This window comes from Synechococcus sp. MU1617 (assembly GCF_020514235.1).
Classification (GTDB): Bacteria; Cyanobacteriota; Cyanobacteriia; order PCC-6307; family Cyanobiaceae; genus Parasynechococcus.
The window spans coordinates 98,737-113,164 of record NZ_VTLB01000005.1 but is presented as its reverse complement, the minus strand read 5'-3'; the positions used below and the strand labels follow the sequence as shown (position 1 = coordinate 113,164).

Sequence of the window (14,428 nt, the reverse complement as noted above, 5' to 3'; positions counted from 1 at the left end):
CACGGGCGGCGCCCCTAGGATCCGGCTTGCCTTGATGAAACGGATGACCCCGGTCGAGCAGGCCAACCAAGCCCTCCAGCAAGTCAAAGATGCCGGCAGTGGCAAAACGGCCCTGGAGCTCGGCTGGATCGAACAGATTCGTATCACCCCTCCTCGGGCAGTGTTTCGCCTCAGCCTTCCAGGCTTCGCCCAAAGCCAGCGTGACCGCATCGTGGCTGAGGCACGGGGCGCTCTGATGGCGCTCGATGGCATTGATGACGTGCAGATCGAGATCGGCCAACCGCCAAGCCAGGGGGGCATTGGCCAAGCCGGCCATGGTCAGCCGGCTGAACGCCAGTCGATCCCCGGCGTCCGCCAGGTGATTGCAGTGAGCAGCGGCAAGGGCGGCGTCGGCAAGAGCACCGTCGCCGTCAATCTGGCCTGCGCCCTCGCCCAGTCCGGCCTGCGGGTGGGACTCCTTGACGCCGATATCTACGGGCCGAACGCACCCACCATGCTGGGCGTCGCAGACCAAACGCCGGAGGTACAGGGCAGCGGCGATCAGCAGCGGATCGTCCCGATCGAGACCTGCGGCATCGCCATGGTGTCGATGGGTCTGCTGATCGACGATCACCAACCTGTGATCTGGCGCGGCCCGATGCTCAACGGCATCATTCGGCAGTTCCTGTATCAGGCCGAATGGGGTGAGCGGGACGTTCTCATCGTTGATCTGCCGCCCGGCACCGGTGATGCGCAGCTCTCCCTGTCCCAAGCAGTGCCGATGGCCGGTGTTGTGATCGTGACCACCCCCCAACAGGTTTCGCTGCAAGATGCCCGACGGGGTCTCGCCATGTTCCGGCAGATGGGCATTCCCGTCCTCGGCGTGGTGGAGAACATGAGCGCCTTCATCCCTCCGGACCGTCCCGACTGCCGCTATGCCCTCTTCGGCAGTGGCGGCGGCGCCCAACTCGCCGCGGACTACGACGTTCCCCTACTGGCTCAGATCCCCATGGAAATGCCTGTGCAGGAAGGCGGTGACACGGGACGACCGATCGTGATCAACCGCAGCGACTCCGCCAGCGCCGCTGAGTTCAAGGGCCTCGCTGAAGCTGTGCTCCAGGCCGTCACTCAGCCCGTCTGACGATGTTCAGCCGACGTGACCGCCGCAGATCGCACCGGGAGTGGGTGCTCTGGGGTGTTCCGCTCGGGATGATCACCATCGCAGGGGTGCTGATCGCCAGCACCCAACGCCAGGCGGACTATGCCGACTGGTATCACCACTGGATCACCGCGGCCTTCGGAGTGCTGCTGGCGCTGGGACTGGAACGGCTGCCGCTGCAGCGTCTCCAGCCTCTTTTGGTTCCCGTCTACGCCCTAACAGTGATCAGCCTTGTGGCGGTGCGCGTCATTGGAACTACAGCGCTGGGCGCCCAACGCTGGATCAGCATTGGCGGGGTTCATGTTCAACCATCGGAATTCGCCAAGATCGCAGCGATCCTGCTCGTGGCAGCGGTGTTGTCGCGACACCCAGTGGAACGACCGATTGATCTAATGCGCCCGCTCGGGGTAATCGCGGTGCCTTGGCTGCTGGTGTTCATCCAGCCTGATCTCGGCACATCGCTCGTGTTCGGCGCCCTGATGCTCACGATGCTGTATTGGTCGGGGATGCCAATCGAGTGGGTAATTCTGTTGTTATCACCCCTGGTGACGGCCCTGCTCTCAGGCCTTCTCCCGTGGGCCATGGGCCTCTGGATCCCGCTGATGGTGGTTCTTGCCTACCGCTCCCTGCCCTGGAAACGGCTGGCGGCGACAGCAACCCTGGCCGTCCACGGCGCCATGGCGGCTGTGACGCCATGGCTCTGGATGCATGGTCTAAAGGACTATCAACGGGACCGTTTGGTGCTTTTCCTCGACCCCAGTCAGGATCCATTGGGCGGGGGCTATCACCTGCTCCAGAGCACCGTGGGCATTGGTTCAGGCGGCGTCTTGGGCACAGGTCTTCTTCAAGGACAACTGACCAAACTTCGTTTCATCCCTGAACAGCACACCGATTTCATCTTCAGCGCCCTGGGCGAGGAAACCGGTTTTGTTGGCTGTCTTCTGGTGGTTCTTGGCTTTGCAGCCTTGATGGCTCGATTGCTCCAGATCGCGCGCAATGCCCGCACCGACTTCGAATCACTCGTGGTGATCGGGATCGGCACGATGCTGATGTTCCAGGTGGTGGTCAACATCTTTATGACCATCGGCCTGGGCCCCGTCACAGGGATCCCCCTGCCCTTCCTCAGCTATGGACGCTCAGCCATGGTGGTGAACTTCATCGCGCTCGGCCTCTGCCTGTCGGTGGTCCGGCAAAGCCGTCGCTCCTTGGCGCAACTCCGTTGACCGGGCCATCCTTCACCGACCTGCGGCAACGACTTGCGCAGGACGTGCCCCAGGGCCGCTGCGATGAGATTGGTGTCCGGCGGCTTTGGTGGGCTGCTCTGGAAACCCTGCAACAGAACCTGCTCGAGCAGGGCATTGAAGGCGGAATCTGGCTGGCTGCCCCCCTGCCGGCTCTCTATGAACCGGAGTTGCTCAAACATCTGCAGGGATGGGTGTGGGCTCCAGATCAACTGGATCAACTGAGTCCGCATCCAACGGCACTGCCGGGACGGTCCAGCAGCGATGAGCACGGCCCCCTGCGGGGATTCCAACGCTTGTCCCTGCGCTCCGACGACGGGGATGACCCCCTGCTGCTGGTGATCACGCCCGAGGTCCAGGTGGCCCTTGCCCTGCATGGACAAGCCCAGAAGCGTCAGCTGCTGATGCGTTGCGACCCGGCAACGCTCAGTGACATTCTGGTTCTCCTGGGGCGGCGGTTGGAGCACCAGTCACCAGCGCAGGCCGAGCAGCTGCGCAAAGCGCTCGAATCGATCGGCTCCCTGCAGAGCAATGGAGCCTGGTCAGAACAGTTCTGGCCACGTCTCACCGAGCGGCTCACCGCCACAGCCCCCGGGCTGATGCTGCAACCCATCCAGGCTGAGCGCCCACCGGAAACTCCCAGCCATGGCGATCTGAATTTGCTGGAAGCGATCACCCATGAGGTGCGAACACCTCTAGCAACGATCAGAACACTGATCCGCTCTCTGCTGCGGCGAAAGGATCTGGCTGATGTCGTTGTGAATCGCTTGCGGCAGATCGATGTGGAATGCAGCGAGCAGATCGACCGATTTGGCCTGATCTTCCATGCCGCTGAACTGCAACGGGAACCCAATGAAGCCAATCTGGCCCGCACGGATTTGCAGGCCATGCTGAGCGCCCTTGCGCCCAGCTGGACGGAGCAGCTGGATCGTCGCGGGATCGCCCTGGAGCTGGATCTCACCGTTGACCTGCCGGCAATCCTCAGTGACTCCCGGCGACTGGAACCGATGCTCGGGGGTCTGATCGACCGCAGCACTAGGGGGCTCCCCTCCGGCAGTCAGCTCACCCTTCACCTCCAGGCAGCGGGTCCGCGGGTGAAGCTTCAGCTGCATGTGGAGCATCCCGACAGGAGCCAAACCGCGGAGGCCGGCCCGGCTCCCCAGCGCGAAGACGTGGGGACCGTCCTGAGCTGGGATCCGAGCACCGGAAGCCTGCAACTAAGCCAGGATGCGACCCGCCAGATGATGGCCAGCCTGGGGGGGCGCTATCAGCCCAGGCGAGACCGCGACATCACCGTTTTCTTCCCGGTGCACACCCCCGGAGAGTGATTGGTTTGTTGACGGGTGTGAAGCTTGCTTTCGGAGGTCAAAACAGGCCCCAATGACGGTGCTACTTTCCAGCCATAACGGCTCTTGTGGATTCTTTCAGCCATGGCAGCAACGGCGTTGAACGGTCAACTTCCTCAGCACATCGCCAGCACGGGCGGCCTTCTGAACTCTGCGGAGACCGAAGAGAAATACGCGATCACCTGGACCAGCAAGACAGAACAGGCTTTTGAGCTCCCCACCGGTGGCGCCGCTCTGATGAATTCAGGTGAAAACCTGATGTATTTCGCTCGCAAGGAACAGTGCCTCGCCCTCGGCACCCAGCTGCGCACGAAGTTCAAGCCCCGGATCGAGGACTACAAGATCTACCGGATCTACCCCGGTGGTGACACCGAGTTCCTGCATCCCAAGGATGGTGTGTTCTCCGAGAAGGTGAACGAAGGTCGTCCCATGGTGGGCCACAACCCCCGTCGCATTGGCCAAAACGTCAACCCCGCCAATATCAAGTTCAGCGGCCGCAACACCTTCGACGCCTGATTCCTCAAAATCAAGACCCGGAGGTCATGATCACCGGGTCTGGGCTGCGATGATCAGGTCATGTTCAGTCCCGATCGCGACGCCTTTCATCAGGCTGTTTGCAGTGGTGCCAACCTGATTCCTCTGGCTCAGAGTTGGCCCGCCGATCTTGAAACACCCCTCACCACCTGGATCAAGGTGGGCGATGGAAGACCTCCAGGCGTGCTGCTGGAGTCTGTCGAGGGTGGTGAAACCCTGGGGCGATGGAGTGTGATCGCCTGTGATCCTCTCTGGACGGCGTCGGCCCGGAAGGATCGTCTGACGCGCACCTGGCGCGACGGTCGTGAAGAGACGTTGAACGGCAATCCATTCGAATCCCTGCGCGACTGCCTCACGCCTTACTCCTGCGTCAACCTGCCGGGCCTCCCTCCGCTTGGACAGCTCTATGGCGTTTGGGGCTACGAACTGATCCAGTGGATCGAACCCACCGTCGCTGTTCACCCTCGAGCTGCTGCCGATCCCCCGGATGGGATCTGGATGTTGATGGACGCGATCCTGATTTTTGATCAGGTGAAACGACAGATCACCGCCGTCGCCTTCGGCGACCTCTCCAACGGGGCGGATGAGGAGCAGGCCTGGCAAACCGCTATCGGACGGATCGAAGCCCTGCGCCAGCGGATGGACGCACCTCTGCCCGCCGTCAAACCACTGACCTGGGACGCAAGCAGCAAAGAGCTTCCCGCAGTGCGCTCCAACCGCAGCCGCGATGAATTCGAAGCCGCCGTCGACACCGCCAAGGAACACATTGCAGCAGGCGATGTGTTCCAACTGGTGATCAGTCAGCGCCTGGAAACCGAGGTACCTCAATCACCCCTGGAGCTTTACCGAAGTCTGCGGATGGTGAATCCATCCCCTTACATGGCGTTCTTCGACTTTGGGGACTGGCAACTGATTGGCTCCAGTCCAGAGGTGATGGTTCAAGCCGAACCGGCTGCTGATGGCATCCACGCCAGCCTGCGGCCCATCGCCGGAACTCGGCCCCGCGGCGCCACGCCCCTGGAGGACCGCGAGCTGGAAGCTGACCTGCTGGCCGATCCCAAGGAACGGGCAGAGCACGTGATGCTGGTTGATCTGGGCCGCAATGACCTCGGCAGGGTTTGCCAGCCCGGAAGCGTGGCGGTGCAAGACCTGATGGTGATCGAGCGCTACTCCCACGTGATGCACATCGTCAGCCAAGTCGAAGGACGCCTGGGCCCGACGCACGATGTGTGGGATCTGCTGATGGCGGCTTTTCCCGCCGGCACCGTCAGCGGCGCACCGAAAATCCGTGCGATGCAACTCATCCACGATCTTGAGCCCGATGCGCGTGGCCCCTATTCCGGGGTCTACGGATCCGTTGATCTGGCCGGGGCCCTCAACACGGCGATCACGATCCGCACCATGGTGGTACAACCCCGCGATGGCGGAGGATGCCAGGTCAAAGTGCAGGCCGGTGCCGGCGTTGTTGCCGATTCACAGCCGACGGCAGAGTTTGAGGAAACCCTGAACAAGGCCCGGGGAATGCTGACCGCACTGGCGTGCCTGAATCCACCGGAATGACAGCGCACCCCCTTCTTCTGAAAGGCTTCGAGGTGGAACTGTTTACCGGTCAAACCAACGGAGCCAATGTGGGCGTCGCCACCGACGTGGCCAGGGAACTGCCTGGCTTCGTGACAGAACCGGACTGTCGCAATCTCGAATACGTCACCGACCCGATCCGGGATTACGCCGAACTGCCCGAGGCGTTGCTTGCTCCCCGGCGGACGCTGCGGCGGTGGCTACAGGAAAGGGAGCTGACGCTTCTCCCCGGCAGCACCATGAGCCTGGGTAACAGCAGCCGATTCGAACGATCTGACCCCGACAACGCCTACCACGCTCTGATTGAACAGCTGTACGGCACCAGAGTCGTGACAGCCAGCATTCACATCAACCTCGGGATCACAGATCTCGACTGGTTGTTTGCAGCGGTCCGGCTCGTGCGCTGCGAAGCGGCTCTGCTGCTCGCCCTCAGTGCCAGTTCTCCCTTCTTGGATGGGCGCAGCACCAACAACCACTCCCAGCGATGGCACCAATTCCCCATAACGCCGCCTGCGGTTCCTCTCTTTAGGGATCACGAGCACTACATCCAGTGGGTGGAGGAGCAACTGGCCACGGGTGCCATGCGCAACGAACGTCACCTGTGGACATCCGTTCGGCCCAATGGTCCACGGCGCCCCTACGACCTCAACCGGTTGGAGTTACGGATCTGTGATCTGGTCACCAATCCCCATGAGCTGCTAGCGATCACCTGTCTGCTGGAGCTGAGGCTGCTGGCCCTCAAAAACAACATCGAAAGCCTCGATCCCCTCTGCAGCAGCTCCCTATCCGCCGACGAACTGGTTCAACTGGCCGACAGCAATGACGCCGCCGTCGCCCGATCCAGCCTGAACGCTGAACTCCGGCATTGGCAGGATGGTCGTGCCATCAGTTGCAGGGACTGGCTGCTGGAGCTGATTGATCAGATGGCTCCCCTGGCCGAATCACTCCAGCTCAGCGCCTGCTTGAAGCCTTTGCATGGCCTGCTCGCCGATGGGAATCAGGCCATGCGCTGGGAAACGGCGCATAGCCAAGGCCAATCCATCGAAGACCTGCTTCAAAAAGGTATCCAGCGGATGGAGAAGGAGGAAGGGATCTCCACCGGGGAAGCCTGTTTGGGATGATCATGTCGAGTTCGTCGCAGCGTGGAGACTTCATGCCCGAGTCCACCACCCCTGTCTCCGAGCAAGAGACTGCACGCATAAGCGGTGGCGGATCCGGCGCAGGGCAGCTTCTTCAGCACCGTCTTGATCTGATTGAAGACCTCTGGAAGTCGGTGCTGCGCAGTGAGTGCCCACCAGAGCAGAGCGAACGTCTGCTGAGGCTCAAACAACTCAGTGACCCCGTCTCTCTGGAAGGGCGGGACGGCGACAGCACGAGCGAGGCGATCGTCGAGCTGATCAAGGCCATGGACCTTTCGGAGGCCATCTCAGCGGCCCGTGCCTTTTCGCTGTATTTCCAGCTCATCAACATCCTTGAGCAACGGATCGAGGAAGACAGCTACCTCGAGAGCCTCAGGCCCAATCCCAGTACTGACACGGCCCAACGGGATGCCTTTGATCCCTTTGCTCCGCCCCTCGCCAACCAAACCGATCCAGCCACCTTTGGAGAAGTGTTCGAGCGGCTGCGTCGCATGAACGTCCCCCCCGCACAGGTGGAGCACCTGCTGCGGGAGCTGGATATCCGTCTGGTGTTCACCGCCCATCCCACGGAGATCGTTCGGCACACAGTGCGTCACAAGCAACGACGTGTGGCCAACTTGCTCCAGCAACTTCAATCAGACACCCCTCTCGCGCATCAGCTGCGCGAGGACTGTCGCGACCAACTGGAAGAGGAAATCCGACTGTGGTGGCGGACCGATGAACTCCACCAGTTCAAACCCACCGTGATCGATGAGGTGGATTCAACCCTGCACTACTTCCAGCAGGTGTTGTTTGAAGCGATGCCGAAACTGCGCAAGAGGCTGATTACTGCCCTGCATCGCCACTACCCCGATGTCCAGGTCCCCCAGGCGTCGTTCTGCACCTTCGGCTCCTGGGTGGGCTCCGATCGGGACGGCAATCCCTCGGTGACACCCGACATCACCTGGCGAACAGCCTGTTACCAGCGTCAGCTGATGCTGGAGCTGTACATCCACTCCGTCCAGTCACTCCGGCAGCAGCTGAGCATCTCCATGCAATGGAGTCAGGTGGCACCATCACTGCTGGAGTCGCTGGAGATGGATCGACTCCGGTTCCCAGAGATCTACGAGCGCAGAGCAGCGCGATACCGACTGGAGCCCTACCGGCTGAAGCTCTGCTACGTGCTCGAAAAGCTTGAGAGGACGCTTGCCCGCAACAACCAGTTGTCGGAGGCAGGCTGGCAGATGCCCTGTGAAGCCCTGGCCGATCCCCAGGACGGACTCGGCGGAGCCGATGTTCTCCACTACACCTCGGTGGATCAGTTCCGCAGTGACTTGGAGTTGGTCCGCAACAGCCTTGTGAGCACCGAATTGAGCTGCGAACAGCTCGACACGCTGCTGCACCAGGTGCACATCTTTGGGTTCTCGCTGGCCAGCCTTGATATCCGTCAGGAGAGCACCCGCCACAGCGATGCGATCGATGAACTCACCCGCAACTTGGAACTGCCCCAGGCCTACGGGGACATGGACGAAACGGAGCGGATGGCATGGCTCCTCCAGGAGCTGCAGACCCGCAGACCCCTGATTCCGCCAGCCGCAAGTTGGTCGGAGCCAACAGCAGAGACTTTGGCGGTGTTCCGAATGCTGCAGCGCCTCCAGGAGGAGTTCGGTCCACGGATCTGCAACTCCTATGTAATTTCGATGAGCCACACGGCATCGGATCTCTTGGAGGTTCTGCTGCTGGCGAAAGAGGCGGGCCTGGTGGACCCGCCGAACAAACGTGCTTCCTTACTGGTGGTGCCGCTGTTCGAAACCGTGGAGGATCTCCAACGGGCCCCTGCGGTGATGGAAGGGTTGTTTAAAACGCCGCTCTACCGCGAACTCCTACCGGTTGCAGGCCAACAGAAACAGCCGCTGCAGGAGCTGATGCTGGGCTACTCAGACAGCAACAAGGATTCCGGCTTTCTCTCCAGCAACTGGGAGATTCACCAGGCTCAGATCGCACTTCAGGAGCTCGCCAGCCGCCAGGATGTGGCGCTTCGCCTCTTCCACGGCCGCGGTGGGTCTGTCAGTCGAGGCGGAGGGCCGGCTTACCAGGCGATCCTGGCCCAACCCAGCGGCACGCTGCAGGGCCGGATCAAAATCACCGAACAGGGTGAAGTACTGAACTCCAAGTACAGCCTGCCCGAGTTGGCGCTGTACAACCTGGAGACCGTGACCACCGCCGTGGTTCAGAACAGCCTCGTAACCAACCAGCTGGATGCGACACCAAGCTGGAATCAGCTGATGAGTCGCCTCTCCACCCGTTCAAGGGAGCATTACCGGGCGTTGGTTCACGACAATCCTGATCTGGTGGCGTTTTTCCAGCAGGTCACACCGATCGAGGAAATCAGCAAGCTGCAGATCTCCAGCCGACCGGCCCGACGCAAAACCGGTGCAAAGGACCTGTCCAGTCTGCGGGCGATTCCCTGGGTCTTCGGTTGGACCCAGAGTCGGTTCCTGCTGCCGAGCTGGTTTGGCTTCGGCACGGCGCTGTCGGAAGAAGTGGGCAGTGATTCCGAACAGCTCGACCTGCTGCGGCGCCTCCATCAACGTTGGCCGTTCTTCCGGATGCTCATTTCCAAAGTGGAAATGACCCTCTCCAAGGTGGATCTCGACCTGGCCCATCACTACATGAACAGCCTGGGGCACCCCGAACAACGGGAGGCCTTTGAAGCGATCTTCCAGGTGATCGCCAAGGAATATGAACTCACCCGCAAACTGGTTCTGGGAATCACAGGACAGAACCGACTGCTGGGCGCTGATCAAGGGCTGCAGTTGTCTGTTGATCTGCGCAACCGCACCATCGTTCCCCTGGGCTTTCTTCAGGTTGCACTTCTGAAGCGGCTGCGGGATCAGAACCGGCAACCGCCCATGAGCGAAACACCGGGTGCACCGGAAGACACCCGCACCTACAGCCGCAGTGAACTACTTCGAGGTGCGCTACTCACCCTCAACGGCATCGCAGCCGGCATGCGAAACACCGGTTGACCCACTGTGCTGTCGTTCCTTCAACAACCCTCGATTCCGCCCTTGCCTGAGGGAACGCGACTCGAAACATCGACCCCTCCCACTTCTCATCAGCTCAACACCCTGCTGATGTCCTGCGGGGAATCAACCCACCCTGAGGAACGCTGGGAGCTCGCCCTTAAGCGCAGCCTGTGGCAAATCAGCATCCTGGATGAGGCGAATGGGGAACTGATCGGGTTTGTGCGGGCCACCAGTGATCTGGCCCTCAACGCCAATCTTTGGAACCTGGCCGCAAAACCCGGGCCGAACCAAGGGGCCCTTTTTGCCGTTCTTGTGCACCGTGCCCTGCAGATCCTGCGCCGGGATCTGCCGGGCTGCAGCCTTTCGATCTCGGCCCCTGCAGATGCATTGGAGGCTCTCAAACAGCAGGGTTTCCTGATTGATCCCAATGGCATCCGCGCCATGGGACTCAGCCTGAGCTGAGACGTAAGGATCAAACACGAGCATGGAGGGACTCGAACCCCCGACCCTCAGAACCGGAATCTGATGCTCTATCCAACTGAGCTACATGCCCACTGATCGGCGTTAAGCCGCAGTGATATCGAGCGGCAACCGTCCCGATACAAGTACCTTACTCACTGGTCGCCCCAGCACCCATCCGGCTCCACAGGCTCCAACTGCAGGGCTTCCGGAACCACACCGTTCTGCAGCTGGAACTGACGCAGCCACGTCTGCTGGTGATCGGACCCAATGGCATTGGCAAGTCCAACCTGCTCGAGGCGGTTGAGCTGCTTGGCAGCCTGCGCTCCCATCGCTGCAGCAATGATCGGGACCTGATTCAGTGGGACACACCCCAGGCCCTGATCCGGGCCGACGTGGGAGATGGGGATCGCCTGGAACTGGAACTGCGGCGCCAGGGAGGCCGTCAGGCCAGACGAAACGGAAAGCTGCTGGATCGCCAGCTCGACCTGATTGGACCACTGCGCTGCATCGGCTTCAGCGCCCTCGATCTTGATCTGGTGCGGGGCGAACCCGCCCTACGCCGCCAGTGGCTGGACCGGGTGGTGCTGCAGCTTGAACCGGTGTATGCCGATCTGATGGCACGGCTGAACCGGTTGTTGCGACAGCGCAGCCAGCTCTGGCGCCAAAGGCAGATCTCCAGTGCCGAACGCCATGCACTTCTCGACGCGTTTGACGTTCAGATGGCGCTGGTGAGCACCAGGATTCACAGGCGACGGCAACGGGCCCTGCATCGGCTGGAACCGATCGCCCAGCGCTGGCAGACCCACCTCAGCGGGGGAACTGAAGTCTTGGAACTGCACTACAAACCCGGCAGCCGGCTCGATGGGGAGGATGCCGAAGAACCCTGGCGACTGGCCATCGAGGAGCAACTGCGCCAGCAGCGGGAGGAGGAGGAACGTCTTGGCAGCTGCCGTGTGGGCCCCCACAGGGATGAGATCGCCCTGTTGCTGGGAGGCAGCCCGGCGCGACGGTTTGGTTCAGCCGGCCAGCAGCGGTCGCTGGTGCTGGGCCTGAAGCTCGCCGAACTGGAGCTGGTGACCCAGCTGTGTGGGGAGCCTCCCCTGCTGCTTCTCGATGACGTGCTTGCCGAACTGGATCCCACCCGCCAGCAGCTCCTGCTCGAAGCTGTGGGCGAATCGCATCAATGCCTGGTGAGCGCCACGCACCTTGAAGGCTTTGGCGGCGGGTGGCAGCAGCAGGCCCAGATTCTCGGAGCAAGAGAGCTGAGACCCGACCTGAAGATCGGATAGGGTGGCGAACCTATTTTTCTCTCATCGCCTGATGGAGCAGACCCTCTCTGAACTGCATCCCAACCCGGGATGGGGGGCACCTGAGATTCATGCCACCGACATGGTCGGCAAACACTGCATTCTCGAGCTCTACGACTGCGACCCGAGCCGGCTCGATGACGAAGCATTCATCCGCACAACGATCACCTCAGCAGCCAAAGGCGCTGGTGCGACGCTGCTGAACCTGATCACCCATCAATTTCAACCCCAGGGCGTCACGGGGCTGGCCCTGCTGGCGGAATCCCACATTTCCATCCACACCTGGCCGGAATCCGGCTACGCCGCTGTTGATGTGTTCACTTGTGGTGACCACACCATGCCGGAGCAAGCCTGCGCCATTCTCTGCAGTGAGCTTCAAGCCAAACGGCACGCGCTGAAAAGCTTTCTGCGAGAAACCCCTACGGCCATTGCCACTGGAGTGAGAGAACCTGTGGAAACGCCAAGCCAGCTCCCCAGCTGAACCGGCCCAGGCAAAATCAGCGGCGGTTCAACTTGCCGCTGACCAGACCTTCAAGATCCAGGTTGACGGAGGTGAAACCAAGGGAACGAAAAGCCTCGACCAGAGGTTCACTCTCCGCGAGCGCGAGCACAGCGCGAATCTGCTCGCTTGGCACCTCAATCCGTGCGGCGAGACCATGGGATCGCACACGGACGGTGCTGAACCCCCTAGCAATCAACCAAGCTTCCGCCTGGCCTACCCGCTTCAACCGCTCAGCGCTGATGCTTTCGCCATAAGGGAAGCGAGAGGCCAAGCAGGGCTGCGCCGGCTTGTCCCACCAGGGAAAACCAAGGGCCCGAGACAAAGCCCGGATCGCTGCTTTGTCGATCAACAGTTCAGCCAGGGGGGAGCGAACCCCTGCCTGTCGGGCCGCGTCAATACCGGGCCGGTGATCGCCGAGGTCATCGAGGTTGACCCCATCAATCACCAAGGCATCACCCGCCGCCGCGGCGATTGGCTGAAGGTGGTGATGCAGCTCACGCTTGCAGGCAAAGCAGCGATCCACGGGGTTGCTGCTGTAGTCGGGGTCGTTCAACTCGGCCGTTGCACACTCCCGATGCGGAATGCCGATCCAGGAGGCCTGATCACGGGCTTCCCGCAACAGATGCGGCGCCAGGGCCGGAGAGACCCCTGTTACTGCCAGAGCGGTATCGCCCTTGGCCTCGTAGGCCATCGCCGCCACCAGGGTGCTATCGACACCACCGGAATAGGCCACACACAGGGAAGACTGCGAAGCCATCCAGTGCCGCAGGTCCGCCAGCTGCTGCTGCTCTCGATCCGCCAAAGGCTCCTGCAACCGAAACATCAGCGGGGAAAACCAGTTGAGCTAGGTAGGCTCCAACGGTAAGAGCTGTCCCTATGCCTCGAAGCATCGGCATTGTCACCGCAGCGGACAGCCGCGAGCGCAGCCACGGACAGCTGCACATTTATGACGGCGAGGGCAAGGGCAAAAGCCAGGCGGCTCTCGGCGTTGTGCTGCGCACCATTGGACTCGGCATCTGCGAGCAAAGGCAGACCCGGGTGCTGCTGCTGCGGTTCCTCAAAGGCCCAGGACGGGCCTACGACGAAGATGCGGCCATAGAAGCCCTGCAGCAGGGATTCCCCCATCTGATCGACCACCTGCGCACCGGACGGGCCGATCACTTCACCGCCGACGAAGCCACCCGATTCGACCGGGACGAAGCCCAGCGGGGCTGGGTGATTGCCAAGGGGGCAATCGCTAGCGCCCTTTATTCAGTGGTAGTTCTGGACGAATTGAATCCTGTACTGGACCTCGGCCTGCTGGATCTAGAGGATGTGGTCCGCACCCTCAGCAACCGGCCAGAGGGGATGGAGATCATCGTCACCGGCCGGGCCGCGCCAGCCCCGTTGGTGCGTGTAGCCGACCTCCACTCCGAGATGCGAGCCCATCGCCGTCCGGGCATGAACGACAACCGGGTGGTGCCTCTCAATGTGAGCAGCGGCATCGAGATCTACACCGGGGAAGGCAAAGGCAAATCAACCAGTGCACTAGGGAAAGGGCTGCAGGCGATCGGCCGGGGCATCAGCCAGGACAAGAGCCATCGGGTCTTGATCCTGCAGTGGCTCAAAGGCGGCAGCGGCTACACCGAAGATGCGGCGATCGCCGCTCTGCGCGAGAGCTATCCCCACCTGGTGGACCACCTCCGCTCCGGCCGCGATGCCATCGTTTGGCGTGGCCAGCAGGAGCCGATTGATTACGTGGAGGCCGAACGGGCCTGGGAGATCGCACGGGCTGCCATCTCCAGCGGCCTCTACAAAACCGTGATCCTCGATGAGTTGAACCCCACAGTCGACCTGGAGCTGCTGCCCGTTGAACCGATCCTGCAGACCCTGCTGCGCAAACCTGCGGAAACCGAGGTGATCATTACGGGGCGGTGCAAAAACCCGCCCGCCTACTTCGATTTGGCCAGCATCCATTCAGAGATGGTGTGCCACAAGCACTACGCCGAACAGGGCGTCGACCTGAAGCGTGGGGTGGATTACTAAAACAGCCTCTTAATGAGGAAGCCACACAATATGTGGCGTACAAACAACCAAGTCGGCACCACGTCCAGCCCCTAAGAGACCTTTTGTATTTTTTGCGGATATCGCATAAAGAGAGGATTAAATTCCCAACTCCTGAAGCCGTGATGGT

General features: G+C 61.5%; 12 protein-coding genes and 1 tRNA gene. 11 read left to right on the top strand and 2 right to left on the bottom strand.

The genetic code is table 11. From position 1 onward, the window contains the following. Positions 1-43 precede the first annotated feature (43 nt). From FZZ90_RS10795 to FZZ90_RS10760, 8 genes are all read left to right on the top strand, one after another. Positions 44-1,120 (top strand): Mrp/NBP35 family ATP-binding protein, encoded by a 1,077-nt coding sequence (locus tag FZZ90_RS10795; RefSeq protein WP_226425804.1) that lies wholly within the window; start codon positions 44-46, stop codon positions 1,118-1,120. A 2-nt stretch (positions 1,121-1,122) separates the two neighbouring features. Then, positions 1,123-2,361, top strand: coding sequence for a rod shape-determining protein RodA (gene rodA, locus FZZ90_RS10790; RefSeq protein ID WP_226425803.1), 1,239 nt, complete (start codon positions 1,123-1,125; stop codon positions 2,359-2,361). Beyond that, positions 2,358-3,707, top strand: a complete 1,350-nt coding sequence (locus FZZ90_RS10785; RefSeq protein ID WP_226425802.1) for a sensor histidine kinase KdpD — start codon at positions 2,358-2,360, stop codon at positions 3,705-3,707. The genes rodA and FZZ90_RS10785 overlap by 4 nt, the downstream gene beginning before the upstream one ends. Before the next feature lie 102 nt (positions 3,708-3,809). Then, the gene (locus FZZ90_RS10780; protein ID WP_011363412.1) at positions 3,810-4,241 is read left to right on the top strand and encodes a photosystem I reaction center subunit II PsaD; all 432 of its coding nucleotides are present in this window, start codon (positions 3,810-3,812) and stop codon (positions 4,239-4,241) included. A gap of 60 nt (positions 4,242-4,301) precedes the next feature. After that, entirely contained in the window at positions 4,302-5,819 is a 1,518-nt protein-coding gene (locus FZZ90_RS10775; protein WP_226425801.1) for an anthranilate synthase component I family protein, read from the top strand. Next, positions 5,816-6,958, top strand: a complete 1,143-nt coding sequence (gene gshA / locus FZZ90_RS10770; protein ID WP_226425800.1) for a glutamate--cysteine ligase — start codon at positions 5,816-5,818, stop codon at positions 6,956-6,958. Before FZZ90_RS10775 ends, gshA begins: the two co-directional genes overlap by 4 nt. A gap of 32 nt (positions 6,959-6,990) precedes the next feature. After that, positions 6,991-9,984 (top strand): phosphoenolpyruvate carboxylase, encoded by a 2,994-nt coding sequence (ppc, locus tag FZZ90_RS10765; RefSeq protein ID WP_226425799.1) that lies wholly within the window; start codon positions 6,991-6,993, stop codon positions 9,982-9,984. Between the two features lie 6 nt (positions 9,985-9,990). After that, positions 9,991-10,446 carry an N-acetyltransferase gene (locus tag FZZ90_RS10760; RefSeq protein ID WP_226425798.1) on the top strand — a complete coding sequence of 152 codons (456 nt, stop codon included), beginning with the start codon at positions 9,991-9,993 and terminating at the stop codon, positions 10,444-10,446. Between the two features lie 17 nt (positions 10,447-10,463). On the opposite strand, the gene FZZ90_RS10755 is transcribed toward FZZ90_RS10760, so the two are convergent. Next, positions 10,464-10,537: transfer RNA gene (locus FZZ90_RS10755), tRNA-Arg, on the bottom strand. An 82-nt stretch (positions 10,538-10,619) separates the two neighbouring features. Between FZZ90_RS10755 and recF the strand changes: the two genes are divergently transcribed. Both recF and speD read left to right on the top strand, forming a co-directional pair. Then, a complete protein-coding gene (gene recF, locus FZZ90_RS10750; protein ID WP_226425863.1) occupies positions 10,620-11,735 on the top strand; it encodes a DNA replication/repair protein RecF in 1,116 nt (371 codons plus the stop codon). A gap of 31 nt (positions 11,736-11,766) precedes the next feature. Continuing rightward, complete coding sequence (gene speD / locus FZZ90_RS10745; protein ID WP_226425797.1) at positions 11,767-12,234, top strand: adenosylmethionine decarboxylase; 468 nt, start codon at positions 11,767-11,769, stop codon at positions 12,232-12,234. A 16-nt stretch (positions 12,235-12,250) separates the two neighbouring features. Here speD and larE read toward each other — a convergent pair whose 3' ends face one another. Beyond that, positions 12,251-13,078, bottom strand: a complete 828-nt coding sequence (gene larE / locus FZZ90_RS10740; protein WP_226425796.1) for an ATP-dependent sacrificial sulfur transferase LarE — start codon at positions 13,076-13,078, stop codon at positions 12,251-12,253. A gap of 53 nt (positions 13,079-13,131) precedes the next feature. Here larE and FZZ90_RS10735 point away from each other — a divergent pair, with 53 nt between their 5' ends. Beyond that, a complete protein-coding gene (locus tag FZZ90_RS10735; RefSeq protein ID WP_226425795.1) occupies positions 13,132-14,280 on the top strand; it encodes a cob(I)yrinic acid a,c-diamide adenosyltransferase in 1,149 nt (382 codons plus the stop codon). Positions 14,281-14,428: the final 148 nt, after the last annotated feature.

Bases quoted from the DNA above. Each gene is read 5' to 3' on its own strand.
- FZZ90_RS10795 (WP_226425804.1), top strand. From the start codon at position 44: ATGACCCCGGTCGAGCAGGCCAACCAAGCCCTCCAGCAAGTCAAAGAT.
- rodA (WP_226425803.1), top strand. From the start codon at position 1,123: ATGTTCAGCCGACGTGACCGCCGCAGATCGCACCGGGAGTGGGTGCTC.
- FZZ90_RS10780 (WP_011363412.1), top strand. From the start codon at position 3,810: ATGGCAGCAACGGCGTTGAACGGTCAACTTCCTCAGCACATCGCCAGC.
- FZZ90_RS10775 (WP_226425801.1), top strand. From the start codon at position 4,302: ATGTTCAGTCCCGATCGCGACGCCTTTCATCAGGCTGTTTGCAGTGGT.
- gshA (WP_226425800.1), top strand. From the start codon at position 5,816: ATGACAGCGCACCCCCTTCTTCTGAAAGGCTTCGAGGTGGAACTGTTT.
- ppc (WP_226425799.1), top strand. From the start codon at position 6,991: ATGCCCGAGTCCACCACCCCTGTCTCCGAGCAAGAGACTGCACGCATA.
- speD (WP_226425797.1), top strand. From the start codon at position 11,767: ATGGAGCAGACCCTCTCTGAACTGCATCCCAACCCGGGATGGGGGGCA.
- larE (WP_226425796.1), bottom strand. From the start codon at position 13,078: ATGTTTCGGTTGCAGGAGCCTTTGGCGGATCGAGAGCAGCAGCAGCTG.
- FZZ90_RS10735 (WP_226425795.1), top strand. From the start codon at position 13,132: ATGCCTCGAAGCATCGGCATTGTCACCGCAGCGGACAGCCGCGAGCGC.